At 61.7% G+C, this 23,257-nt stretch carries 23 protein-coding genes; 16 read left to right on the plus strand and 7 right to left on the minus strand.

Annotation, left to right across the window (positions count from 1 at the left end; genetic code table 11):
* Nucleotides 1-42 precede the first annotated feature (42 nt).
* Entirely contained in the window at nucleotides 43-540 is a 498-nt protein-coding gene (gene moaB / locus SynRS9907_RS13690; RefSeq protein ID WP_186593752.1) for a molybdenum cofactor biosynthesis protein B, read from the plus strand.
* A 21-nt stretch (nucleotides 541-561) separates the two neighbouring features.
* Here moaB and cobA read toward each other — a convergent pair whose 3' ends face one another.
* Complete coding sequence (gene cobA / locus SynRS9907_RS13695) at nucleotides 562-1,350, minus strand: uroporphyrinogen-III C-methyltransferase (RefSeq protein ID WP_186593753.1); 789 nt, start codon at nucleotides 1,348-1,350, stop codon at nucleotides 562-564.
* Entirely contained in the window at nucleotides 1,347-1,994 is a 648-nt protein-coding gene (locus SynRS9907_RS13700) for a DNA mismatch repair protein MutS (RefSeq protein ID WP_255445931.1), read from the minus strand. The genes cobA and SynRS9907_RS13700 overlap by 4 nt, the downstream gene beginning before the upstream one ends.
* A 42-nt stretch (nucleotides 1,995-2,036) precedes the next feature.
* Between SynRS9907_RS13700 and SynRS9907_RS13705 the strand changes: the two genes are divergently transcribed.
* From SynRS9907_RS13705 to SynRS9907_RS13725, 5 genes are all read left to right on the plus strand, one after another.
* On the plus strand, nucleotides 2,037-2,354 hold the full coding sequence (locus tag SynRS9907_RS13705) for a hypothetical protein (RefSeq protein ID WP_188022509.1): 318 nt from the start codon (nucleotides 2,037-2,039) through the stop codon (nucleotides 2,352-2,354).
* A gap of 257 nt (nucleotides 2,355-2,611) precedes the next feature.
* Nucleotides 2,612-4,153: a ferredoxin--nitrite reductase gene (locus SynRS9907_RS13710; RefSeq protein ID WP_186593755.1), complete on the plus strand. Its 1,542-nt coding sequence runs from the start codon at nucleotides 2,612-2,614 to the stop codon at nucleotides 4,151-4,153.
* 70 nt (nucleotides 4,154-4,223) lie between these two features.
* On the plus strand, nucleotides 4,224-4,358 hold the full coding sequence (locus SynRS9907_RS13715) for a hypothetical protein (RefSeq protein WP_006851080.1): 135 nt from the start codon (nucleotides 4,224-4,226) through the stop codon (nucleotides 4,356-4,358).
* Nucleotides 4,359-4,393: 35 nt separating this feature from the next.
* Nucleotides 4,394-5,281, plus strand: a complete 888-nt coding sequence (locus SynRS9907_RS13720) for a formate/nitrite transporter family protein (RefSeq protein ID WP_186593756.1) — start codon at nucleotides 4,394-4,396, stop codon at nucleotides 5,279-5,281.
* Nucleotides 5,282-5,288: 7 nt separating this feature from the next.
* Nucleotides 5,289-6,011 (plus strand): HEAT repeat domain-containing protein, encoded by a 723-nt coding sequence (locus tag SynRS9907_RS13725; protein ID WP_186593757.1) that lies wholly within the window; start codon nucleotides 5,289-5,291, stop codon nucleotides 6,009-6,011.
* Nucleotides 6,012-6,063: 52 nt separating this feature from the next.
* On the opposite strand, the gene cynS is transcribed toward SynRS9907_RS13725, so the two are convergent.
* Complete coding sequence (gene cynS / locus SynRS9907_RS13730) at nucleotides 6,064-6,549, minus strand: cyanase (protein ID WP_186593758.1); 486 nt, start codon at nucleotides 6,547-6,549, stop codon at nucleotides 6,064-6,066.
* Between the two features lie 196 nt (nucleotides 6,550-6,745).
* Between cynS and SynRS9907_RS13735 the strand changes: the two genes are divergently transcribed.
* Nucleotides 6,746-6,916: a cyanate hydratase gene (locus SynRS9907_RS13735; protein ID WP_186593759.1), complete on the plus strand. Its 171-nt coding sequence runs from the start codon at nucleotides 6,746-6,748 to the stop codon at nucleotides 6,914-6,916.
* A gap of 72 nt (nucleotides 6,917-6,988) precedes the next feature.
* Nucleotides 6,989-8,059, plus strand: coding sequence for an anthranilate phosphoribosyltransferase family protein (locus tag SynRS9907_RS13740; RefSeq protein ID WP_186593760.1), 1,071 nt, complete (start codon nucleotides 6,989-6,991; stop codon nucleotides 8,057-8,059).
* Here the strand turns inward: SynRS9907_RS13740 and SynRS9907_RS13745 are convergent.
* Nucleotides 8,020-8,487, minus strand: a complete 468-nt coding sequence (locus tag SynRS9907_RS13745) for a GNAT family N-acetyltransferase (RefSeq protein ID WP_186593761.1) — start codon at nucleotides 8,485-8,487, stop codon at nucleotides 8,020-8,022. The genes SynRS9907_RS13740 and SynRS9907_RS13745 overlap by 40 nt on opposite strands.
* Nucleotides 8,488-8,520: 33 nt before the next feature.
* Between SynRS9907_RS13745 and SynRS9907_RS13750 the strand changes: the two genes are divergently transcribed.
* From SynRS9907_RS13750 to SynRS9907_RS13765, 4 genes are all read left to right on the plus strand, one after another.
* Entirely contained in the window at nucleotides 8,521-9,774 is a 1,254-nt protein-coding gene (locus SynRS9907_RS13750) for an MFS transporter (protein ID WP_255445932.1), read from the plus strand.
* 45 nt (nucleotides 9,775-9,819) lie between these two features.
* Nucleotides 9,820-11,958, plus strand: coding sequence for a polyphosphate kinase 1 (gene ppk1 / locus SynRS9907_RS13755; RefSeq protein WP_186593763.1), 2,139 nt, complete (start codon nucleotides 9,820-9,822; stop codon nucleotides 11,956-11,958).
* 203 nt (nucleotides 11,959-12,161) lie between these two features.
* Nucleotides 12,162-13,148, plus strand: a complete 987-nt coding sequence (locus SynRS9907_RS13760) for an RpoD/SigA family RNA polymerase sigma factor (RefSeq protein ID WP_186593764.1) — start codon at nucleotides 12,162-12,164, stop codon at nucleotides 13,146-13,148.
* 5 nt (nucleotides 13,149-13,153) lie between these two features.
* On the plus strand, nucleotides 13,154-13,804 hold the full coding sequence (locus SynRS9907_RS13765; protein WP_186593765.1) for a diacylglycerol/polyprenol kinase family protein: 651 nt from the start codon (nucleotides 13,154-13,156) through the stop codon (nucleotides 13,802-13,804).
* 16 nt (nucleotides 13,805-13,820) lie between these two features.
* Here the strand turns inward: SynRS9907_RS13765 and SynRS9907_RS13770 are convergent, their stop codons facing one another.
* Nucleotides 13,821-14,888 (minus strand): 3-deoxy-7-phosphoheptulonate synthase, encoded by a 1,068-nt coding sequence (locus SynRS9907_RS13770; RefSeq protein ID WP_186593766.1) that lies wholly within the window; start codon nucleotides 14,886-14,888, stop codon nucleotides 13,821-13,823.
* A 96-nt stretch (nucleotides 14,889-14,984) separates the two neighbouring features.
* Here SynRS9907_RS13770 and acnB point away from each other — a divergent pair, with 96 nt between their 5' ends.
* The 3 genes from acnB to SynRS9907_RS13785 are packed head-to-tail and all read left to right on the plus strand — an operon-like array spanning nucleotide 14,985 to nucleotide 20,674.
* Complete coding sequence (gene acnB, locus SynRS9907_RS13775; RefSeq protein WP_188021384.1) at nucleotides 14,985-17,567, plus strand: bifunctional aconitate hydratase 2/2-methylisocitrate dehydratase; 2,583 nt, start codon at nucleotides 14,985-14,987, stop codon at nucleotides 17,565-17,567.
* Nucleotides 17,568-17,585: 18 nt separating this feature from the next.
* On the plus strand, nucleotides 17,586-19,031 hold the full coding sequence (locus tag SynRS9907_RS13780) for a ClC family H(+)/Cl(-) exchange transporter (protein ID WP_188021386.1): 1,446 nt from the start codon (nucleotides 17,586-17,588) through the stop codon (nucleotides 19,029-19,031).
* Nucleotides 19,032-19,087: 56 nt separating this feature from the next.
* The gene (locus tag SynRS9907_RS13785; protein WP_255445933.1) at nucleotides 19,088-20,674 is read left to right on the plus strand and encodes a radical SAM protein; all 1,587 of its coding nucleotides are present in this window, start codon (nucleotides 19,088-19,090) and stop codon (nucleotides 20,672-20,674) included.
* Here SynRS9907_RS13785 and SynRS9907_RS13790 read toward each other — a convergent pair.
* Both SynRS9907_RS13790 and purU read right to left on the minus strand, forming a co-directional pair.
* The gene (locus tag SynRS9907_RS13790; protein WP_188021387.1) at nucleotides 20,592-21,869 is read right to left on the minus strand and encodes an O-antigen ligase; all 1,278 of its coding nucleotides are present in this window, start codon (nucleotides 21,867-21,869) and stop codon (nucleotides 20,592-20,594) included. The genes SynRS9907_RS13785 and SynRS9907_RS13790 overlap by 83 nt on opposite strands.
* Nucleotides 21,866-22,720, minus strand: a complete 855-nt coding sequence (gene purU, locus SynRS9907_RS13795) for a formyltetrahydrofolate deformylase (RefSeq protein WP_188021389.1) — start codon at nucleotides 22,718-22,720, stop codon at nucleotides 21,866-21,868. Before purU ends, SynRS9907_RS13790 begins: the two co-directional genes overlap by 4 nt.
* 74 nt (nucleotides 22,721-22,794) lie before the next feature.
* Here purU and psbQ point away from each other — a divergent pair, with 74 nt between their 5' ends.
* On the plus strand, nucleotides 22,795-23,244 hold the full coding sequence (gene psbQ, locus SynRS9907_RS13800) for a photosystem II protein PsbQ (protein ID WP_115081364.1): 450 nt from the start codon (nucleotides 22,795-22,797) through the stop codon (nucleotides 23,242-23,244).
* The last annotated feature ends 13 nt before the right edge of the window (nucleotides 23,245-23,257 follow it).

The following is a 23,257-nucleotide window of genomic DNA, read 5'->3' on the forward strand; positions in this document are numbered from 1 at the left end:
AGCTGGAGTGGTTCTAGCGTCCGAGGGCTCCGCCGCTGTGCCATGGGCCTCTCCATCGCCCTGCTCACCATCTCCGACACACGCACCCTGGCGGACGACAGCAGCGGAGATCAGCTGCAGCGCAGCCTTGAAGACGCGGGGCATCGCCTTCAGGAGCGACAACTCTGCCCGGATGATCGCTATCAAATCCGCCGTGAACTGAGCCGCTGGATCGCCGATCCTGGGGTTGATGTGGTGATCACCAGCGGCGGAACCGGGCTCACCGTACGCGATGGCACCCCCGAAGCAGTGGCACCGCTGCTGGACAAAACCATCGAAGGATTCGGTGAACTATTCCGTGTGCTCTCCTTCGAAAGCATCGGCACCAGCACCCTGCAAAGCCGCTGCCTGGCCGGCGTGGCCAACGGCACATTCGTGTTTGTGCTGCCGGGATCTCTGGATGCGGTGACCACTGCTTGGAACCGGCTCATCCGGGCTCAACTCGATGCCGACACCCGACCGTGCAACCTGGCCCAGCTCCGGGCTCGCTTGAAGGAATAGAGCGGAATCAAGCGGAGCCGTTCAGAACGGAATCGGCATCGTGACCGCTGCCGGTGAGGGCATGCAGGCTTCAACCTGCTGATCAATCACCTCACCCACCACAACGATCGAGGGTGACTTGAAGGCTTCGGCTCGGCATTGATCGGCAACGTCAACCAAGGTGGCTTTGAGGCAGCGTTGCCCCGCCACCGTGCCCTGCTGGATCACCGCCACGGGGGTTGTCGAAGCCAAACCACCCGCCATCAGCTCCTCTGCGATCCGGGGCAGGTTGTGCAGCCCCATGTAGATCACCAATCCGTCACTGGCCGCAGCCAGGGCACGCCAATCCACGGAGGGACGGCGCTTGTCGATTTCCTCATGACCGGTGACGAAGGTCACCGATGACCCCGCCCGCCGGTGGGTGACGGGAATTCCGGCGTAGGCAGGGGCAGCAATGCCAGCGGTGACACCAGGCACCACCTGAACAGGAATGTTCCGCTCCGCCAGGTAAGCGGCTTCTTCCCCTCCACGACCAAACAGGAAGGGATCACCCCCCTTCAAGCGCACCACGGTGCTGTGCTTCTGGGCCATTTCAACCAGCACGGCATTGGTGCTGGGTTGGGGCACCGAATGATGACCGCGACGCTTGCCGACAAAACGGCGTTCGCAGGTTTCCGGCACAAGATCCAGCACTTCCTCGGGCACCAGCGAGTCGTACACCAGCGCATCGCACTGGCTCAGCAGCCGATGCGCCTTCAGCGTGAGCAACTCGGGATCACCGGGACCGGCTCCCACCAGATAAACGGTTCCGGTTTGTTCAGCGGTGGTCACGGCAGAGAAACAAGCAGATCGATCAGGGCCTGACGGGTGGGTGGATGCTCCAGCAGAGGAGGCAATCCACCAGCTTCGCTCAACGCATCCGTCATGCGGTTGGGAGCAAGGGTTAGTGGCAGTGGCCTGGCCCTGGGATGGCGCTGCTGGAACTCGGGCCAGGCATCAAAGGCAACCAAGGGCAAAGCCAGGCGAGACGCCAGCATCGCGAGGAAGCGATCCGCCACCCCCGGGCGCAGGGGATGGTGCACCAGCACGGCATCAGCTCGCTCAGACGACGGAAGTGCTGAGAGCACAGCGTTCCACCATGTGGTCCAAGAGCCCAGAAAGGGCAGCAGACGCACACTGGCTCCGGCACCACGAAGCCTGTTGCGAATCGCCGGCACATCCGTGCGGGCATGCGCCCCAGGCAGCAGCAGCAGGGGAACGATCCAAGAGGATTGGGGAAGCGCCGATACGGGTTGTTCAGCCGTCAGCACCTCCAACTGCACGGGCGCCGAGCGCCGCTGAGCCAGAAGGTCCGGCAGAGAGGCCAAACACTCAGGAACAACACCTCCACTGCGGCCATGCACCACCAGATGCAACCCCTGGCGCCCCCCATCGGAAGCATCATTTCGTAGCAATGGCCACGGATCGATGACCATGCCGGCTGATGTCATCGGGTTGTTGTGAACGTTGGATGAGTCATGGCGCCCCGCCGTCGTTTTGATCGTGCCCCATTGGACAGCCGCTCCTACCGGGAACCGCTGGACGGACGCATTGAGCGATACGACTTCCGAGACGACCGGTACGACGGGCGGAACGACGTCCGGGACGAGAGGTACAGCCGGGGATACGACCCCAGGGAGGCCCGTTACGACCGGCATGACCGGTACGACCGAAGCTTCGACCGTCCCGCCGGACCCTCCGAACTCGACCAAGACTTCGCTGCGATGAAGCGGGTTTGGCAGATGCTCCGGGCCGGAGCGGTGCGCATGGTTGGCGAAATTGGACGCCAATACTGAGGCCGAAGCAAGTTGCCTTTTACGGCCTCGTGGGAACCACCAGATGTAGCCGGTTTTACAAATCGGTCAGGACAAAGCCCTGGGATTGACTAGCACCAAAAGTGTTCTCTTTGTTACGGACCAGGGTCGCCGTCGCAGTGTTTATTCGATCAACCCAACGCTCCCCTTCGTTTTGAAGCGTTGCCGGTCTTCGGGCCATCTCGATTGATTCGCGCCTCGTCTTTGAGCAATCAATCCGCCCACTCGTTAATCGACTTATGACCATTAGCTCTCCCTCCAGGCCTTACCTGGATGGCAAGAAGCTCAACAAGATCGAGCAGAACAAGGCGGCCAAGGATGGCCTGTTGGTTGGCAGCGAAATCGAAAAATTCGCCGAGCTCGGCTGGGAACAGGTGGATGAAACCGACCTTCAGTTGCGTTTGAAGTGGTACGGCATGTTCTGGCGTCCGAAAACGCCGGGCAAATTCATGCTGCGCCTGCGGGTGCCCAATGGTGTGCTGACGGCCGATCAGCTGCGGGTGGTTGGCTCCATCGTTGAGCGCTACGGCGACAACGGCAGCTGCGACATCACCACCCGTCAGAACCTGCAATTGCGCGGCGTGCTGCTGGGCGACCTGCCGGAAATCCTCAAGCGGCTGAAAGAAGCCGGCCTGAGCACGATCCAATCCGGCTTCGACAATCCCCGCAACGTCACCGGCAACCCCATCGCCGGCATCGATCCCAACGAGATCGTCGACACGCGGCCTTACACCACCGAGCTGCAGAACTTCCTCACCAACAACTGCCAGGGCAACCCGGAGTATTCGAACCTGCCCCGCAAGTGGAACACCGCCGTTGCCGGCGCAAAAGACAACTTCCTGCTCCACAACGACATCGTTTTCCACCCCGTGGAACGGGATGGAGTGATGGGATTTGGCGTCTGGATCGGCGGTGTTCTGTCATCGCAAATGAACGCCTATGCCGTTCCCCTGAACGCCTGGGTGAAGCCAGATGAAATCTGCAAGATGACCGATGCCGTGATCCGGCTCTGGCGCGACAACGGTGAGCGCGACAAGCGCCCCAAGGGTCGTTTCCGTCTCTACCTGGATCAGGTGGGCCACGACGTGTTCCGCAGCCAGGTGGAAGAACTCTTCGGTCCGTTGACCCCCGACCCAGGCTCTGTTTTCAACACCACGCCCCGATCCCACTACGGAATTCATCCGCAGAAGCAGGAAGGCCTCTCCTTTGCCGGACTGCATGTTCCGGTGGGTCGCCTGACCGCCAAGGATCTGCAGGATTTTGCGACCGCCAGCCTCAACTACGGCAATGGCGAGGTGCGTCTCACCGAAGATCAAAACGTCATCCTCGTTGGCCTTCCCAACGACAAGCTCGACGCCCTGAAGGCAGACGCCCTGGTGCAGCGCTTCCCGCTGGAGCCAGGCACCATTGCCGCTGGCACCGTGTCCTGCACGGGCAACACCTACTGCGGCTTTGGTCTCACCAACACCAAGGACCAAGCCCTGGAAGCGGCCAAGGAACTGGACCAGGAGCTCAATCTTCCCGAGGAGTTGAAAATCCACTGGACCGGCTGCCCCAACACCTGCGGCCAGGCCTACATGGGTGCCATCGGCCTCACCGGCACCAAGGCCAAGAACAGTGAAGGCGTGATGGGTGAGGGCTACGTGATGACCCTTGGTGGATCCCAAGGCGCCAACCCAACGGTCGGCGAAATCCACCGCAAGGCGATCCCGGCCGATGAGATCAAGACCGCTCTCAAAGAGGTGTTGATCGACAAGTTCGGGGCCACCCCGAAGGCCTGATCGCTGCTTTGGCCGTGACGCTTCCTTTTGAAGTCACGGCTCCCCGCACCGACCACTCCCCCTCACCGTCATGGCCAACCGCAACGACGTGTTCTCTCGTTTCGTCAACTGGCTCAGCGCCAGTGGTCGCGACGGAGCCGCCATCAACCGTCAGGGCGGCAGCCCTGATCTGTTCTCCCGCCTGATGAACCGCATCAGCGGTTGACATCAAAACCTTCGTCCAACTCTCAATCTCATCTGATGGACTACGTCCTACCCAATGAGCTTGTCGACGGCATGATTGCCGCCGGCGGCAAAAAATCAACGGTCAGCGTGAAGAACCTGCTGATCCGTGGCTTTTACTCCGGGGCCATCCTTGGCCTGGCGGTGATCCTGGCCCTCACCGTGGGCATCACCGTCAAAGCCCCCTTTGTGGGCTCGCTGCTGTTCCCCTTCGGCTTCGCCAGCATCGTGCTGTTCGGCATGGAGCTGGTGACCGGCAACTTCGCCCTGCTGCCGATGGCCACCTGGGCCGGCAAGAGCAGCTGGGGTGCCACCTTCCGCAACTGGGTCTGGGTGTGGATCGGCAACTGGATCGGCACCGCCGTTGTGGCCGTGATCATGGCCATCAGCCTCACCAGCGGCACCATGGATGGCGCTGCTGACAACGTCGGCCCGCCGATCTGGGATGCCGTGGCCCAGAAAATCATGGCCCTCAATCAAATCAACGTTGAGAAGAAGTACGAGGCCCTGGGAAGCATGGGCTTCTTCCTCGCCTTCCTGCGCGGACTCGTGGCCAACTGGTTGGTTTGCCTGGGCGTGACCATGGCTCTGGTGAGCAAGAGCGTTCCCGGCAAGATCCTGGCCTGCTGGCTTCCGATCACCGCCTTCCAATCGATGGGCATGGAGCACATCGTGGTGAACCAGTTCCTGCACACCGCTGGCCCGATCCTCGGTTCAGGCGTGCCCTTCACCAAGGTGATCTTCTGGAACTTCCTGCCTGTCACCCTCGGCAACATCGTGGGCGGCATGGTGTTCATCGGCATGCTCTTCTACAGCACCCATCGCACACCGATGGAGAACGTGCTGCCCACCGAGCACGATGAAAAGCTGGAGCGTGAGCTCGCTGCTGAACTGGGTGCCCGCTGATCCATCCATGAACGACGAAGCCGTTCTCTGGGAACGGCTCGCCCGATCTCGACGCGCTCCTTTGGAGCCCGCTTGGCTGGGGGAGGTTTACTCCCCCAGCCTTTCTGTTGATCTGCGGCGAGCCCTCTGCGAAAAACTGGGGATGCAGGCCGAGCGCGGCTGGCCCGTGATCCAAGACCTCCTCGCCAACCACGGGGTTCTGCCCGATTTGGTGATGGCGGCAGGACTCTGCCACCAGAGCGAAGCCCGCGATTGGTTGTTGGCTCAACTCGAGCAAACCTCAGATGATGAAGCCGCCAACCTGATGGTGGTTCAGGCTCTCGCCTGCTGGGGTGCCGAAGTTCCCGAATCGGTGGTGGTGAATTGCCTGCATCACCCGGGCCAACTGCACCGACTTGCCGGTCTTCAACTGCTCAGCTTCCGATCCCATTGCCTCGACGACGGTGAACTGCTGCAATTCTGCCAAGAGGTTTTGAATGATTTTCGCGATCCAGTCGTTGTGGCCGCCATTCGGGTTCTGCAACGCCGCGATGGCGTGTTGATCAGCGAAAAGCTGGCAGAGCTGTGTGGAAATGGTTCCCTGCCTGTTGCCGAGGCCGCCTTCCGCGCGCTCGGTTGCATCGCTACACCTTCCAGTCAGCGCTGCCTGCTGGAGTTAAGCCAGGAGCTGAATGACGACGTTCGGCGGAAAATGGCCAGCACCCAACTGAGCCAACAATTCCGCCAATAAAAAAGCCCCGCGATTGCGGGGCTTGATGTCTTCAATCAAGACATTTGGTTGTTCACCACTTTTTGTAAGGCAGGAACTTGCCGCACATGGTGATTTTGACGCGATCACCTTTGGGATCCTCCACCTTGTCGACATCAAGTGTGAAGTCGATCGCGCTCATGATGCCGTCACCGAAATGCTCCTGGATCACATCCTTCAGGGGCATGCCATAAACCTGCATGATCTCGTAGAAGCGATAGATCAAGGGATCAGTGGGGATCACCGGATCGAGGCTTCCCTTGGTGGGGAACTCCTGCAAAGCGGCGGTGATGGCTGGGTCAAGGGAGAGCAGCTCAGCCAGCTTTTCGGCCTCTTCTTTTGAAGCTGTGGCCTGTCCATAGAACAGGGATGCAATCCAGACCTCATCAAGGCCCAGGGCTGCTTCCAGATCAGCAAAGCTCATGCCCTTGGCCTTCTTGGCAGCCATCAAGGTAGAGGTGACGGTCTCCTGAGAAGGAGCTGCCAACGACGGGGTCGAGGGAACAGCTGAAACAGTCATGATTGAACGAAAAGTTGTTATGGCCGCTTCAAAAACAGCGTTCCAAGCTGGAACGTCTCAGCAGCCCCAAAACTGTTGCGCAAATGCTGACTGAACAATGAAGCATCAACTACAAAACAACAGCCTGTTTTGAAGCAACAAGCACAGCCAACAGATCCATGAGCGGGTGAAATAACCTTCAACGAAGAAATTTGCAATGAGCCAATTCTTCCAATCCATCGCAACCCTGCTGCAGGGGCAATTCCTTCCACCAACCACTGCTCCCCAACTGATGCTGGAGCGGCTCTATTACGCCGAAGGACGCCACCACCCGGAGCACCCTCGCCATGGCAGTTTCGAGGGGCTATCCCGGCTGAGCAGGCCCTGAGCTTTCGTAGCAATTGCTACCCCTGCTGGGTCAGTCGCTCCTGAAGACTGACCTCAGCTTGAGGTCGGACCTTTGACGAGCGCAGTTCTCTCCGGCCGCGACCGCTTCAAGCAGCACCTGCGCAAGGTGGGAAGTGGTGAACACACCAGCAAAGGCATGAGTCGCGAGGAAGCGGCTGATGCCATGGAGTTGATGCTGCAGGGCGAAGCGACGCCCGCACAGATCGGCGCCTTCCTGATCGCCCATCGCATCCGACGGCCCGAACCCCAGGAACTTACGGGGATGCTCGACACCTACCGAGCCCATGGCCCGGTGCTGCAATCCACTGCTGGCAGTCGAGCACCGTTGTGTTTCGGCATGCCCTACGACGGGCGCACGCGCACAGCGCCGATTTACCCGCTCACCGCGCTGGTGCTGCTGGCCTGTGGTCAGCCGGTGGTTCTGCAGGGCGGTGACCGGATGCCGATCAAATACGGCGTCACCGCTGTTGATCTGTTCCGCCTTCTCGATCTCAACCTCACAGGTCTGCCGATCAGCGCCGTTGCCGACGGGTTCCAGCAGACCGGTTTCGCCCTGATTCACCAGCCGGATCATTTCCCCATCGCGGAAACCCTGATCGGCTACCGCGAGGAACTGGGCAAGCGTCCCCCGGTTGCCAGCCTGGAACTGCTCTGGACACCCCACCAAGGCGACCACCTGCTTGTGAGTGGCTTTGTCCACCCACCAACAGAAGCCCGCGCCTGGGAAGCCCTCAAGCAAGCCGGCGAAACCGATGTTCTCACCGTGAAGGGGTTGGAAGGAGGCACCGACCTGCCCATCGGCCGAGCCTGTATCACGGCCCGGGTGCGGAACGGCAAGGCGGAACGATTGATCCTGCACCCCCGTGACCATGGCTGTCACGACGCCGACGTGGAATGGGCTAACGACACCACCTGGGCTGAGCAGGCACGCAACGCCCTGCAGAACAAAGGCCCTCTCTGCGACGCCCTGCGCTGGAACGCCGGCGCCTATCTGTGGTTCGCCGGCTGCAGTGATTCCCTGGAACAGGGCATTCAACGGGCAGCATCCGTTCTCGAGACGGGCCAGGCCCAAGCCCAGCTCGATCAACTCCGCGCTTGGCGAAGCAGCTTGACCATCCGATAGCGCTCGAACGGAACGCCTCCAATCAGGATCGTCTCCGGCGCTTCCACACACCAGCCCCGTCGCTCCAGCAACGGTCGGCTGAACTGGCTGGCCTCCGTTCGTAATTGTTGAACGCCGGACGCCAGCGCATCCGCCTCAATCCGTTTCAAGAGGGCACTGCCATGCCCCCGCCTCGAGGCACAACCACGGCAGTAGAGCAACGAAAGACGATCTTCCGGATGGCGGATCGCAAAGGCCGAACCATCCGTGGTGAGCCATCCGGAGCCCTCCCGAAAACTCGCATCGAGCACGCCGGGCAACCAGGCCAGAGCCGCCCAGGCCCTGACTTGTGCCTCTGAATAAAGGAGGGGAGCCTGCGATTCGATCGCATCGGCATAGATCTCCCGCAACAGCGGGTGATCCTCCGGAGCGATCGGACGCAAATCCATGGAGCCGCTTGTGGGAATGTGAGTCTCTCCTGCGTGGCAGCAAGCTTGCAGCGTCCTCGGATTCCCACACTGCTCAGCGCGTTTCTCACGCTGCTCAACGACCGGCTCAGCGAAAGCATTGTTTTTCCGCTGTTGCCCTTTCTCCTGGCCCAGTTCGCCCCAGACGGACGAACCCTGGGACTGTTGGCGGGAAGCTATGCCCTGGCGCAGTTCCTGGTCACTCCCTTGATCGGAGCGCTCAGTGATCGCTACGGCCGCCGCCCTGTGATCAGCATCTGCGTCGCAGGATCCGTGGTGGGGCTCGGCCTGTTTGCCGTGACGGTTTCACTGCCATGGCCCAGCCAAAGCCTGCTGCCACTGCTGCTTTTGTTCGCAGCACGGATCATTGACGGCATCAGTGGCGGTACGGCAGCAACAGCCAGCGCCGTGCTCGCCGACATCACGCCTCCCGACAAGCGAGCCCGTGCCTTCGGCTTGATCGGCGTGGCCTTTGGCTTAGGGTTCATCCTTGGCCCCTTCGTTGGCGGGCAACTGGCCCGGGTGGCCGTGTCCCTTCCCGTTTGGGTGGCCACAGGCTTCGCTGCACTCAACCTCTTGGTGGTGCTCAATCTGCTGCCGGAAACCCATCCCCAGGAATCCCGCAAAAACCTGCCCAGAAAACGCGACCTCAATCCGTTTGCACGGCTGAGCCAGGTGCTGATGAACCCCAGCGTGGGGCGACTGTGCGGAGCTTTTTTCCTCTTCTTCCTTGCCTTCAACGGCTTCACCGCCATCCTGGTGCTCTATTTCAAGCAGCGCTTCGGCTGGGGCCCTGAGCTCGCCACCACCGCCTTCCTGGTGGTGGGGGTGGTCGCCACCGTGGTGCAAGGGGGGCTGATCGGACCGCTGGTGAAACGGTTTGGCGAATGGCGTCTGACCTTGCTGGGCCTCGGCCTGGTGATCATTGGGTGCCTGCTGATCCCCAGCGTCGGTGCATCCGATCGGGCGGGCGCCATCTTCACTGCCGTCGGCATCCTTGCCCTGGGCACCGGATTGGTCACACCAAGCCTGCGCAGCCTCGTGTCACGGCGCCTGGGTCGCGAAGGGCAAGGCAGTGCCCTCGGCAGCCTGCAGGCCCTGCAGAGTTTGGGCAGTTTCCTCGGCCCTCCCCTGGCGGGATTGAGCTACGACCTGCTGGGTCCAGTGAGCCCGTTTGCAGCTGCGGCAACCGTGCTGGTGATCGTGATCGGCCTGGTGGCCGGCAGCCCTCTGCCGGACATCTCCGACACACAACCAAGCCAGTCCTGATTGCTACGTTTCGGCTAACGACACCAGCGCCGAGCCGTTCAGCCCATGTGCGCAGCTGCCTTAGCCCCGGAGCACTACATCAACCGGGAGCTGAGCTGGATCGCCTTCAACGAAAGGGTGCTGGCCCAGGCCCTGGATCCGCGCACACCTCTGCTCGATCAAGCCAAGTTCAGCGCCATCTTCAGCAACAACCTCGACGAATTCTTCATGGTTCGCGTGGCGTCACTGAAGTCTCAGGTGGAGGCGGGCGTCAGCAGGCCAAGTGAGGATGGCAAATCGCCGTTGGAGCAGCTGCTGGCGATCCGGGAACGGCTGATTCCCCTGCTGCGAGAGCAACAGGTGCATTACCGCCAGCACCTGAGGCCGAAGCTGCTGGAACACAAGGTTGAGCTGCTCGATTACAAACAGCTGAACGACGACCAACGCCAGTGGGTTGACGACACCTTCCAAACCTCCGTGTTTCCGGTGCTCACACCGCTGGCTGTGGACCCGGCTCATCCGTTTCCCTTCGTCAGCAACCTGAGCCTCAACGTTGCGGCCGTGGTTGTTGATCCGGAAACAGGGCAACGGCAATTTGCCCGGGTGAAAGTTCCCCAGAAAAATCTTCCTCGCTTCATCGCCATCCCCTCGCACCTGAGCGGCCAGGAGCACAAACCCGTTCACACCGCCATCGCCCTCGAGCAGGTGATCGCCTTCAACCTGAAGGAGCTGTTCCCTGGCATGACGATCGAGGGGCACTACTTCTTCCGCGTGACGCGGGATGCGGATCTGGAACTGAGGGATCTGGAAGCCGATGACCTGATGCTGGCCCTGGAACAGGGACTGCGAAAGCGGCGCATGGGGGGTGAGGTGGTGCGCCTTGAGGTGCCCAACGAAATGCCTCCGGACGTGGTGGAGATGCTGATGACAGGTCTCAGCGTTGAAGAGGAAGACCTCTATGTGATCGATGGCCCCCTGGGCCTCGACGACCTCTTCAGCCTGACCGCCCTACCGCTGCCGAAACTCAAAAGCCAAAGCCACGGGGGCCAGACACCAGCGGTGCTCGCCCGCAGTCAGCAACACCTGCTGGACGAGGGAGCAATCAAGCCGGATGAGTTCAGATCGATCTTCTCGGTGATTCGCCGTCAGGACATCCTTCTGCACCATCCCTATGACCTCTTCTCGACAACCGTCGAAGAGTTCATCAACCAGGCGGCGGACGATCCCCAGGTGATGGGCATCAAGATGACGCTTTACCGCACCTCCAAAGACTCGCCGATCATCGCTGCACTGATCCGTGCCGCCGAAAACGGCAAGCAGGTGATGGCACTGGTGGAATTGAAGGCACGATTTGACGAAGACAACAACATCCAATGGGCCCGGCACCTGGAGCAGTCCGGAGTGCATGTGGTCTACGGCGTGCTGGGGCTGAAAACCCACACCAAGATTGTCCTGGTGGTGCGCAAGGAGAAGGACAAGCTGCAGAGCTATATGCACATCGGCACGGGCAACTACAACTCCAAAACCTCCAAGCTGTACACCGACCTGGGCCTGCTCACCGCCAACCAGGAGCTGGGTCAAGACCTGGTGGAACTGTTCAATTACCTCACCGGTTTTTCCAAGCAGCAAAGTTTTCGTCGCCTGCTCGTGGCCCCCGTCACCCTGCGGAAAGGCATGGAGCTGTTGATCCGCCGCGAAATTGAACATGCCCAGCGGGGCCGAGAGGCCGTGATCCGAGCCAAGATGAATTCCCTGGTGGACCCAACGATCATTGCGCTTCTTTATGAAGCCTCCCAAGCCGGAGTGACGATCGAATTGATCATTCGCGGCATGTGCAGCCTCTATCCCGGTTGTGAAGGACTGAGTGAAAACATTCGGGTGATCAGCATCATCGGCCCGTTCCTGGAACACTCGAGAATCTTTTCATTCGCCAACGGCGGCTCACCGGAGGTGTACATCGGTAGTGCCGACTGGATGAGCCGCAACCTCGACCGCCGCGTTGAAGCGGTCACACCGATCGAAGACCCCGAGCATCGCCAGAAACTGGAACGCCTGCTGCAGCTGTACTTGAATGACAACCAGGCTGCCTGGGACATGCAAAGCGACGGCACATTTGTGCAGCGCAAACCCGAAAACGACACCTCGGAACGCAATTCCCAGATTCAATTGATCAAGGAATGGAGCAACGGCATCCAATCCTTGTGATTCTTTTGGTTTTCAAAGGGATTGCGTCTGTGACATCCGATACAACATTCCTTCAAAAACAAACTTGAAGCCTGCACGATCACAGCCAAATCAGTTGTTTTGAAAGCCCAAAGATTCAGCTCCTGAAATTCTTTCGATTCGAAACAGTCAACACTGTTGCCTGGTGCTAAGTTCAGCCCAAATTCATTCAGGAGACCAGGGTGATGGGGATCCCTCTGGAATCTTCCGGCACGACAAAACAGTCGTCCCGGAAGGAACCTGCGTTGCCGTCCACCGGACGTCGACCTTCAACTCGACAAGGAGGGCGGCTTGCCACCGACTCCATTGGTTTTTATCTGAGCAGCATCGGACGCATCCCCTTGCTGACGGCAGCTGAAGAAATCGAACTTGCACACCATGTGCAGGCGATGAAGCAAATTCAGGAGCTACCAGAAGAGGAGCTGACCTCCCGGCATCGCCACAAGATCCGCATGGGCAAACGGGCCCGCGACAGGATGATGGCCGCCAACCTCCGCCTCGTGGTGAGCGTGGCGAAGAAATATCAGAACCAGGGCCTGGAGCTGCTCGATCTGGTTCAGGAAGGTGCCATCGGCCTGGAGCGAGCGGTCGACAAGTTCGACCCCGCCATGGGCTACAAATTTTCCACCTATGCCTACTGGTGGATTCGCCAAGGCATGACGCGGGCCATCGACAACAGTGCCCGCACCATTCGCCTGCCTATCCACATCAGCGAAAAGCTCTCCAAGATGCGTCGCATCTCCCGGGAGCTGTCCCACCGCTTCGGTCGTCAACCGAATCGGCTGGAGTTGGCGAGTGCCATGGGCATCGAGCCCCGGGAACTGGAGGATCTGATCTCCCAGAGCGCACCTTGTGCATCCCTGGATGCCCATGCCCGTGGCGAGGAAGATCGCAGCACCCTGGGTGAACTGATCCCGGATCCCAACGGTGAAGAACCGATGGAGGGGATGGATCGCAGCATCCAGAAGGAACATCTGGGGGGCTGGCTCTCGCAGTTGAACGAACGCGAACAGAAGATTCTGAAGTTGCGGTTCGGCCTTGGTGGTGAAGAACCTCTGACCCTTGCGGAGATCGGTCGTCAGATCAATGTGTCGCGTGAGCGCGTCCGACAGCTGGAGGCCAAGGCGATTCTCAAGCTGCGGGCCATGACCAACCACCAACAAGCCGCCTAAGCCACTTGCTTTCCTTCACCGGACCCATCGCCATCCTGCTCTGGATGGCGATGGTGGTAGCAGGCGCCGTGTTGTGCCGCCGGCTTCGGCCGAATCAACGGGAACTGAGCCGAAAAATTGTGCACATCGGAACCGGAGCCGTGGTTCCTTTGGCCTGGTTCTTTGAAATTCCCTTCGTTGTTGCCCTGCCTGTTGCGGCGGTGATCACGGTTGTGACGACGATCAACCACCAATGGCGCTTCATCCCCGCCGTTGAGGATGTTGATCGCAACAGCTACGGCACCATCGCCTACGGCATCGCAATCACAACGCTACTTCTGCTGTTCTGGCCAACCCGAGCCGATGCGGTGTCCGCCGGGGTTCTGGTGATGGCCTTAGGGGATGGCCTTGCAGGGTTGATCGGCCGCAACGTCGCATCCCCGAAGTGGGTTCTGTTTGGTCAAACCAAATCAAGCGTCGGCACGATGACCATGGCCGTTGTCTCAGGCCTGGTGCTGATCGGCCTGGCGCGATGGTCGGGGGCTGACCTGTCCCTGCCAGCAGCCCTTGGCATGGTGGCGATGGCAACCGGTTTGGAGCAGCTCAGCTGGAGCGGTCTCGACAACCTCAGCGTTCCCCTCAGCGTGGGGGTGCTGTGGAGTCAACTGGTGGTTTGAACCAAGGCGTTGATGCTCAGGCGGTAACCGTCTGTTTGCGACTGGCCACGGCCGCGGCCAGATCCTCCAACAGGGTTTCGGTGGTCTCGAGGCTGATGCAGGCATCCGTGATGCTCTGGCCATAGGTGAGCTGCGTCAGGTCGGCGTTGAGCTTCTGATTGCCTTCCACCAGATGGCTCTCGATCATCACGCCCATCACGTGATTGGAGCCCCCCCGTAATTGCTCGGCAACGCTGGCCAGCACCTCCGCCTGTCGGCGGAAGTCTTTGTTGCTGTTGGCATGGCTGCAATCCACCATCAGGCGATCCTGCAGACCAGCTTTGCTCAACTCGGCTGCGGACTCCTGCACAGCTTCCAAGTGGTAATTGCTGCCCTGGCTGCCGCCGCGCAGCACGAGGTGGCCATAGGGATTGCCCGTGGTGCTGACGATCGAGGCATGACCATCGCGATTGATGCCGAGGAAGTGATGCGGCTTGGCTGCCGCCTGCATGGCATTGATCGCGATGGTGGCGCTGCCGTTGGTGCTGTTCTTGTAGCCGATCGGCATCGACAACCCTGAGGCCATTTCACGGTGGGTCTGACTTTCCGTCGTCCTGGCACCGATCGCGGTCCAGCTGATCAAATCAGCGATGTACTGCGGAACAACGGGATCGAGCAGTTCCGTTGCAGCAGGCATCCCCTCCCGGGCGAGATCCAACAGCAGTCCCCGAGCCCGCCGCAGGCCGGTGTTGATGTCGTAGGAGTCGTCGAGATGGGGGTCATTGATCAGTCCCTTCCAACCAACCGTGGTGCGCGGCTTCTCGAAATACACCCGCATCACCACTTCGAGCTGATCCTTCAGGCGCTCGCGGATCGGAGCCAAGCGCTGGGCATACTCCCGGGCAGCCTTAACGTCATGAACAGAACAGGGGCCCACCACCACCAGCAGACGCTGATCACGGCCACTGAGGATCTCTTGAATGCGCCGGCGGGCTGACGCCACGGTCTCGAGCGCCGCCGCGTCCATGGGCAGCTCCTGATGCAACACGGCAGGGGCCACCAGGGGACGTGTCTCCACCACATGCAAATCGGAGGTGGTGGCCATGACTGGACGCGAGACTCCGACCAAGGCTACGCACCCCGCTCACTGGCAACAGACACGGTCCGGAAGAATGGTGGTCATCGCTGAACAGAGATCTCCATGCTGAGCGCGTACCGCGAGCTGGCCGCCGCCCGGGAAGCCCAGGGCGTTCCCGCTCTTCCGCTCAACGCCGAGCAGACCCAGGGACTAACCGAATTGCTGCAAAACCCTCCCGCCGGCGAGGAGGAGTTCCTGCTGCACCTGCTCAGCGAGCGGATCCCCCCGGGTGTGGATGAAGCGGCTTACGTGAAGGCCACCTGGCTCAGTGCCGTGGCTCAGGGAGACGCCAAGAGCCCCCTGGTGTCACCACTGGAGGCCACCCGGCTGCTGGGAACGATGGTGGGGGGATACAACGTCGCCGCCCTGATCGAGCTGCTGAAGCACTCCGACGCTGCGCTGGCTGGCTGTGCTGCTGAGGGACTCAGCCGAACGCTGCTCGTCTACGACGCCTTCAACGAAGTGATGGATCTGGCGGCGGACAACCGCTTCGCCAAGCAAGTTGTGGACAGCTGGGCCGCAGCCGAGTGGTTCACCGCCAAGCCCGAACTGGCCGAGAGCATCACCGTGACGGTGTTCAAGGTTGAAGGCGAAACCAACACGGACGATCTGTCACCGGCCACCCACGCCACCACCCGGCCGGACATCCCCGTCCATGCCCTGGCGATGCTCGAGACCCGCCATCCGGAGGGCCTGAAGACCATCGCGAGCCTGAAAGAGAAAGGCCATCCCGTGGCCTATGTCGGTGATGTGGTGGGAACCGGCAGCTCCCGCAAGAGCGCCATCAATTCGGTGCTCTGGCACACCGGCAATGACATTCCCCATGTGCCCAACAAACGGGCAGGCGGTGTGATCCTCGGCGGCAAGATCGCCCCGATCTTTTTCAACACCGCTGAAGACTCCGGTGCCCTGCCGATCGAATGCGATGTCACCGACCTGAACACCGGTGATGTGATCACCATTCGCCCCCACGCCGGCACGATCGAACGGGACGGCAAGGTGGTGAGTCGGTTCGAGCTGAAGCCCACCACGATCAGCGACGAGGTGCGGGCCGGCGGTCGCATCCCCCTGATGATCGGTCGCGCCCTCACCGACAAGGTGCGCGCCAAGCTTGGCCTCACCCCTTCGGATCTGTTCATCCGCCCCTCAGCCCCGGCAGACACCGGCAAGGGCTTCACCTTGGCGCAGAAGATGGTGGGCAAGGCCTGTGGTCTTGCAGGCGTCCGACCCGGCACCAGCTGCGAACCGCTGATGACCACCGTCGGCTCTCAGGACACCACCGGCCCGATGACACGGGATGAGATGAAGGAACTGGCCTGCCTGGGCTTCTCCTCCGACCTGGTGATGCAGAGCTTCTGCCACACCGCCGCCTATCCGAAGCCGGTGGATCTGCAGACCCAGAACGAACTGCCCGACTTCTTCGCCCAGCGCGGTGGCGTGGCCCTTCGGCCCGGTGACGGCATCATCCACAGCTGGCTGAACCGGATGCTTCTGCCCGACACCGTCGGCACCGGCGGCGACAGCCACACCCGCTTCCCCCTCGGCATTTCCTTCCCAGGCGGCTCTGGGGTGGTGGCCTTTGCAGCCGCCATCGGCGCCATGCCACTGGACATGCCTGAATCGGTGCTGGTGCGCTTCAGCGGGTCCCTGCAACCGGGCGTCACGCTCCGGGACGTGGTGAACGCCATCCCCTGGGTGGCCATCCAGCGGGGACTGCTCACCGTTGAAAAGGCCAACAAGAAGAACCTGTTCAACGGCCGGATCATGGAGATCGAAGGTCTGCCCGACCTGAAGCTGGAACAGGCCTTCGAACTCACCGATGCCAGCGCCGAACGCTCCTGCGCCGGCTGCACGATCAAGCTCTCCGAAGACACGGTGAGCGAATACCTGCGCAGCAACGTGGCGCTGCTGAAAAACATGATTGCCCGCGGCTACAGCGACGCCCGCACCCTGGCCCGCCGGATCAAGGAGATGGAGGCCTGGCTGGCGAATCCCCAGCTGATGAGTGCTGACGCAGATGCGGAGTACGCGGAAGTGCTGGAGATCAACCTCGACGAGCTCACCGAACCGGTGGTGGCCTGCCCCAACGATCCCGACAACGTGAAGCTGCTCAGCGAGGTGGCTGGTGACCCAGTGCAGGAGGTGTTCATCGGCTCCTGCATGACCAACATCGGCCACTACCGCGCCGCGGCAAAGGTGCTGGAAGGCGCCGGCCAGAACACGGCGCGCCTGTGGGTCTGTCCCCCAACGCGGATGGACGAAGAGACCCTGAAGGAGGAGGGCTACTACGCCACCTTCGAGGCCGCCGGGTCCCGCATGGAGATGCCGGGTTGCTCCCTCTGCATGGGCAACCAAGCCCGCGTGGAGGACAACACCACCGTGTTCTCCACCAGCACCCGCAACTTCAACAACCGCCTGGGCAAAGGTGCTCAGGTGTACCTGGGCAGCGCCGAACTGGCCGCCGTCTGCGCCCAGCTGGGACGCATTCCCACCCCGGAGGAATACCGCAGCATTGCGGCCGAGAAGATCGATCCCCTCTCCGATGAGCTCTACCGCTACCTGAACTTCGATCAGATCAGCGGCTTTGAAGACCAGGGGCGCGTGGTCAGTGCTGACGACGAAGCAACCGTTCTGGCTCAGGCCTGATTCCGGATCACCTCATCTGTGCCCTCCCTGAGCGAACCCAAACAACGACGCCACCTCCTGGGCTCCAGCCGGAGCATCAGGAGGTTGTTGGAACGCCGCTGGCTGGTGGTGGTTGTGGCTCTGGCGCTCACGGGCCTCGGGGCTGCCATCACCGGCCTGCTGTTCACCAGCGGCATCAACCTGCTGCGGGATTGGCGGCTCGACCTGCTCGATGAATTTCCAGCCTGGGTGGTACTCCCCGCCCTCGGCGCCCTCGGCGGCATGGTCTCGGCCTGGTTGATCACCAACCTGTCTCCGGCCGCTGGCGGAGCCGGGATCACCCACATCATGGGCTTCCTGCGCCACCGGTCAGTTCCGATGGGGCTTCGGGTGGGCCTGGTGAAACTGGTGGCCGGCATCATTGCCATCGGCTCGGGTTTCCCCCTGGGCCCGGAAGGCCCCGCCGTTCAGATGGGCGGCTCCGTGGCCTGGCAGATGTCCCGCTGGCTACGGGCGCCGGTGGCCTTTCGCCGGGTGATTGTGGCCGCCGGTGGTGGTGCGGGTATTGCCGCCGTGTTCAGTGCTCCCATCGGTGGATTCATCTACGCGATCGAGGAGCTGCTCCACTCCGCCAGGCCCGTGGTGCTGCTGCTGGTGATCATCACCACCTTCTCGGCCGACACCCTGGCGGATGTGCTCGGTTTTCTCGGCCTCAACCCCGGGGGCGGCGGGCTCAACAGCACCATCGGGTTTCAACTGGAACGGGAGTACACCCCCCTGGTGCGCTTCCTGCCGGTGGATCTGCTGTATCTGGTGGCTCTCGGTGTGGTGATCGGTGTGCTGGCGGAGCTTTACACCCGCTACGTGCTCACCATGCAGCGGCAGGGCAACCGTTGGTTCGGGGACCGACTGATCCTGCGCATGACGGTGAGCGGGCTCGTGCTGGGCTGCGTCTATGCAGCCCTGCCGGATGCCTTCCATAACCCCAGCGAACTGAAGCACCTGATTGGAGCCGGCAAGGCCGACATCAGCCTGGCCCTCGCCAGCTTTGTGGTGCTCTTTTTCAGCACCGGACTTGCGGCGGGCTCAGGAGCGCCAGGGGGACTGTTCATGCCGATGCTGACGCTGGGAGGGGCCATTGGCTTGGCCGGTGGATTTGGCGTTGAGGCCCTCACCGGCCATGTGCCCACCACCTATGTGTTCGCAGGCATGGGCGCCTTCGTTGCAGGCTGTTCCCGCACGCCGATCTCGGCGATGTTCCTGGCCTTTGCCCTCACCAAGGATCTGCTGATCCTCAAACCGATCCTGGTGGCCTGTCTCACCAGCTTCGTGATCGCCCGACTGTTCCACCCCCACTCGATCTACGAACGTCAGATGGGCATGGAACTCGACGCTGAAGATCGGATGGCCATGAAGCTCAACCGCTACAGACGTCCGTTCACGCCACCAACCCCGCCATCAGGCCCAACAGGAGGCCCCAGCTGAACCAGGAAACGCTGCTGTTCGATCCGGCCAGGCCGGACCCCGATGCCCTGAAGGCCGTGCTGGCCTTTCCCAGCACCTATTCCGTGGGGATCACCAGCCTCGGCTATCAGATCGTCTGGGCGACGCTTGCGCAGCGATCGGATGTGGACGTGCGCCGGCTGTTCACGGATCAGGGTGATGCGATGCCACGCCAGATCGATCTGTTCGGGCTCTCCCTGAGCTGGGAACTGGATGGACCGGTGCTGCCGGAGCTGCTGCAGAACCAGCGGATTCCGGTCTGGGCCCTGGAGCGAGGAGATGAGGACCCGATCGTGTTCGGCGGCGGTCCGGTGCTCACGGCCAACCCCGAGCCGCTGGCTCCGTTTTTTGACGCCGTGCTGCTCGGGGACGGTGAACTGCTGCTGCCCGCCTTCATCGATGCGCTGCAGAACTGCCGAAGGGCACCGCGAGCGGAGCGGCTGCGACAGCTGGCTCAGGTGCCGGGGGTGTACGTGCCGTCGCTCTATGCCCCGCAGTACGACCCTGACGGAGAGCTGATGGGCGTGGAACCGATCGATCCAGCGGTTCCAGCCCAGGTGGAAAAACAGACCTGGCGGGGCAACACCCTGAGTCACTCAACGGTGGTCACCCCCGAGGCTGCCTGGCCTGACATCCACATGGTGGAGGTGGTGCGCAGTTGTCCTGAACTGTGCAGGTTCTGTCTGGCCAGCTACCTGACGCTGCCGTTCCGGACACCGTCGTTGGATGACGGCCTGATCCCGGCCGTGGAGAAAGGCCTTCAAGCCACCAAACGCCTTGGGCTACTGGGGGCCTCCGTCACCCAGCATCCCCAGTTCGCCGATCTCCTGCACTGGCTGGATCAAGACCGTTTCGATGGCACCCGCGTCAGCGTCAGCTCGGTGAGGGCAGCCACCGTGACCCCTGAGTTGGGTCGGATCCTGGCCAAACGGGGCAGCCGCTCCCTCACCATCGCCATCGAAAGCGGCAATGAGCGGATGCGCGAGGTGGTGAACAAGAAACTCACCACGGAGGCCATCCATGAAGCGGCTCGCCATGCCAAACAGGGCGGCCTCACGGGTCTCAAGCTCTACGGGATGGTGGGCCTGCCGACGGAATCGGATGACGACGTCGAAGCAACGGCGGATCTGCTGCTGGCGCTCAAGAAAGGAACCCCGGGACTGCGCTTCACCCTTGGGGTGAGCACCTTTGTGCCCAAAGCCCAGACCCCCTTCCAGTGGCAGGGCGTCCGACCGGAAGCCGAGAAGCGCCTCAAACGTCTCGCCAAACGGTTGAAACCGAAGGGGATCGAATTCCGCCCGGAGAGCTATGGCTGGAGCGTGATTCAGGCCCTGCTCTCCCGGAGCGATCGTCGCCTGGCGCCGGTGATCGCAGCCGTTGGCGAGGGCCGCGAAAGCATGGGCGGCTGGAAGAAGACCTACCGGGCTGCCCTCAATGGGGAACTCGAGCCGATGCCAGGCCCAGCCCTACCGCCACCGCCGCCCTGGAGCACGGTGATCCAGGAACCATGGGAGGCCTCAACAACCCTCCCCTGGACCCACCTCAGGGGGCCCCTGGCTCCGGCGACGCTGCGGGAGCATCACGATCAGGCCTTGGCGATGGAGGCTGTTCCAGCTCCCGATTGAAGGCAGCCAAACCGGCCAACAGGGTCCAGCCCAGGATGTTGAGCCGACTGTCGAACAACGGCAGGTCGGTGGCATGCATCGCCACCAGCACCAGCGTGGCGGTCCACCAGGCCCGTTCCATCGGTGCTTTCTGCAGGATTCCACGCCGCAGAGCCACCACCAGCAACAGCAACACCGTTCCGACGATCAACAGCATCACCGGAAGGCCATGGCTGATCGCCAACTCCAAGGGGAGATTGTGGGAATGGCCATGCCAACGCTTGGCCGCATAGATCGGGTACAGCACACTGAAAGCAGCAGCCCCCCAGCCCAGCCAAGGACGGGCGGCAACCAACTCCAAGGCATACCCCCACTGCCCCAGACGGGTGTGTTTCCAGGCGGTGGGCCCTCCCCGTTCCAGGAGTCGATCAAGAATCGGTTCGGGTATTAAGGCCATCGCCAATTGGCGCCATCCGGACGGGACACCGGGCAGCACCACCAACACCAACGGCGAGGCCAGGAGCAGCAGCAGGGGGAACAACCAGACCCACTGCATCGGCCCCATCACAAAGGGAACCGACAAGGCCAACGCTCCCATGGCATTGCGCGACTGGGTGAGCACAACCGCAACAACTGTTGAAAGCGTGAGCACCAGAGCAGCACCGCGCCGCCACCAACCATCGGGCCGCAGCACAGCCGCCAACATCAACGGCCAGACCACCCCGAGCCAGGCACCGGCGATGTTGGCGTAATCAAACAGGGCCGAGAGTCGCCCCTGCGGCTCACCTCCGGGCGCGACGAACCAGATGATGGCGCCACCTCCAAGTTGCCAGGGTCCCTGCCAACCCAGAAACATCTGCCCAAGGCCGGTGAGCAGCACCGGCAAGGTGCCGGCCACCAGCATCCAAGCGGCCTGACGGCGCTGCTGTTCGCTGGCCAGATGGGGCTGAAAAGCCCAGAAGGCCCAAAACAAAGGCAACCAATTGCCCAGCCCAGCCCAGGCCAGCGCCCCTGTTTCCGCCGCCAGCGCCCCCACCAGCATCAACAGAGCAGCAACCAGAAACGGCTGGGTCCAGCGGGCCTGCCAAACAGGCCGATCCCTGCCCCGACTGCCGCTGACACAAGCCACAAAGAGACAGATGCCCGAGAGCAGAGCACTGGAGGGGAGCAGAAACAGGCCAAGCCGGAAAGCCTGACCGCCACGATCAGAGGTCATGCAAAAACAGCCGTACGCCCGCGATAGACCATCACCTGACGACGCAGGTGAAGACGCAGGGCCCGCGACAAGGCAAGGCGTTCCGTGTCACGGCCCTTGCGGATCAGATCCTCCACTTCGTCCCGATGGCTGACGGAAACGGTGGTTTGCTGAATGATCGGGCCGTCATCCAGATCTTCGGTGACGTAGTGGGCTGTGGCGCCGATGAGCTTGACCCCACGGTCCCAGGCCCGGTGGTACGGCTGAGCACCCTTGAACGCTGGCAGAAACGAATGGTGGATGTTGATCACCTGGGGGAAACGCTCAAGGAAATCACTGCTCAGCACCTGCATGTATTTGGCCAGCACCGCAAGTTCAACCTTGTTCTTTTCAAGCAGCTCCAGGATCCGCTGCTCCGCTTCCGCTTTGGTGTCCCGACTGACGGGAACACAAACAAACGGAATCCCAAAGGATGCACACAGGGGTTCCAGATCCGGATGGTTGGCGATGACCAGGGGAACCTGCATCGGCAGCTCCCCGCTTTGAACCCGCCAGAGCAAGTCCTGCAAGCAGTGGCTCTGCTTGCTGGCAAAAATCGCCACACGGGGATACTCGTCTGAGAAGTGGAGCTGCGCTTCGCCACCAAGCCGCTGTCCCAGAGCCTGAGCCGCTTCAGGAAGCACATCGCGGGGAATGCCGAATCCCTGGAGCTGCCACTCAATCCGGCTGAGAAACACCCCAGCTCCCGCATCCGTGTGGTGATCGGCATGGCGAATGCTGCCGCCGTTGGCCGCCACCCAACCCGCCAATTCACTGACCAGACCCGGCCGATCGGGGCAGATCATCTGAAGGATGACCGTGGCGTCACTCACAACAACGCTTTGAAAAACAAAATTCTCCCGCGCAGGAGGGGCTGGTTAAAGTCGCAGGGAAATTTTCGATCACCATGCTGAAGGCTCTGAGCCGCCTTGCCGCGTTCTGCCTCTGCGTCGCTTTGAGCTTGGGTCTTATGGCCCCGGCTGCTGCCAATGCTGCCGGCATCAGTCCTGACGACCTGGGCGTGATCCGCCGCCAGGCCGCAGCCTTTGAAGACGCAAAGTCCCGTCTGCCTGATCTGGCACGGCTGGTGAGCGAAAAGGATTGGGTGTTCACCCGCAACCTTCTGCATGGCCCCATGCAGGAAGTGAGCCGGGAAATGCTTTACATCAATCAGCGCCTCGACAAGAGCGAGCGCAAGGAAGCCACCAAGGTGGCCCGCTCCCTGAAAGAAGCTCTGGCTGATCTGGATGAAGCAGCACGCCTGCAGGACTTCAGCCGTCTGCAGAAGTCCTACAGCGCCGTGGCTGCCGGATTTGATGCCTACAGCGATCTGATCCCCGCTGAGGCCTTCAACTGAGCCGCTCCATTGG

Origin of the sequence: Synechococcus sp. RS9907 (assembly GCF_014279615.1) — a bacterium.
Classification (GTDB): Bacteria; Cyanobacteriota; Cyanobacteriia; order PCC-6307; family Cyanobiaceae; genus Parasynechococcus.

Excerpts from the sequence above, each read along its gene's own strand:
- moaB (WP_186593752.1), top strand. The coding sequence starts at position 43 with ATGGGCCTCTCCATCGCCCTGCTCACCATCTCCGACACACGCACCCTG.
- SynRS9907_RS13700 (WP_255445931.1), bottom strand. The coding sequence starts at position 1,994 with ATGGTCATCGATCCGTGGCCATTGCTACGAAATGATGCTTCCGATGGG.
- SynRS9907_RS13705 (WP_188022509.1), top strand. The coding sequence starts at position 2,037 with ATGGCGCCCCGCCGTCGTTTTGATCGTGCCCCATTGGACAGCCGCTCC.
- SynRS9907_RS13710 (WP_186593755.1), top strand. The coding sequence starts at position 2,612 with ATGACCATTAGCTCTCCCTCCAGGCCTTACCTGGATGGCAAGAAGCTC.
- SynRS9907_RS13715 (WP_006851080.1), top strand. The coding sequence starts at position 4,224 with ATGGCCAACCGCAACGACGTGTTCTCTCGTTTCGTCAACTGGCTCAGC.
- SynRS9907_RS13720 (WP_186593756.1), top strand. The coding sequence starts at position 4,394 with ATGGACTACGTCCTACCCAATGAGCTTGTCGACGGCATGATTGCCGCC.
- SynRS9907_RS13725 (WP_186593757.1), top strand. The coding sequence starts at position 5,289 with ATGAACGACGAAGCCGTTCTCTGGGAACGGCTCGCCCGATCTCGACGC.
- cynS (WP_186593758.1), bottom strand. The coding sequence starts at position 6,549 with ATGACTGTTTCAGCTGTTCCCTCGACCCCGTCGTTGGCAGCTCCTTCT.
- SynRS9907_RS13735 (WP_186593759.1), top strand. The coding sequence starts at position 6,746 with ATGAGCCAATTCTTCCAATCCATCGCAACCCTGCTGCAGGGGCAATTC.
- SynRS9907_RS13745 (WP_186593761.1), bottom strand. The coding sequence starts at position 8,487 with ATGGATTTGCGTCCGATCGCTCCGGAGGATCACCCGCTGTTGCGGGAG.
- ppk1 (WP_186593763.1), top strand. The coding sequence starts at position 9,820 with ATGTGCGCAGCTGCCTTAGCCCCGGAGCACTACATCAACCGGGAGCTG.
- SynRS9907_RS13760 (WP_186593764.1), top strand. The coding sequence starts at position 12,162 with ATGGGGATCCCTCTGGAATCTTCCGGCACGACAAAACAGTCGTCCCGG.
- SynRS9907_RS13770 (WP_186593766.1), bottom strand. The coding sequence starts at position 14,888 with ATGGCCACCACCTCCGATTTGCATGTGGTGGAGACACGTCCCCTGGTG.
- acnB (WP_188021384.1), top strand. The coding sequence starts at position 14,985 with ATGCTGAGCGCGTACCGCGAGCTGGCCGCCGCCCGGGAAGCCCAGGGC.
- SynRS9907_RS13790 (WP_188021387.1), bottom strand. The coding sequence starts at position 21,869 with ATGACCTCTGATCGTGGCGGTCAGGCTTTCCGGCTTGGCCTGTTTCTG.
- psbQ (WP_115081364.1), top strand. The coding sequence starts at position 22,795 with ATGCTGAAGGCTCTGAGCCGCCTTGCCGCGTTCTGCCTCTGCGTCGCT.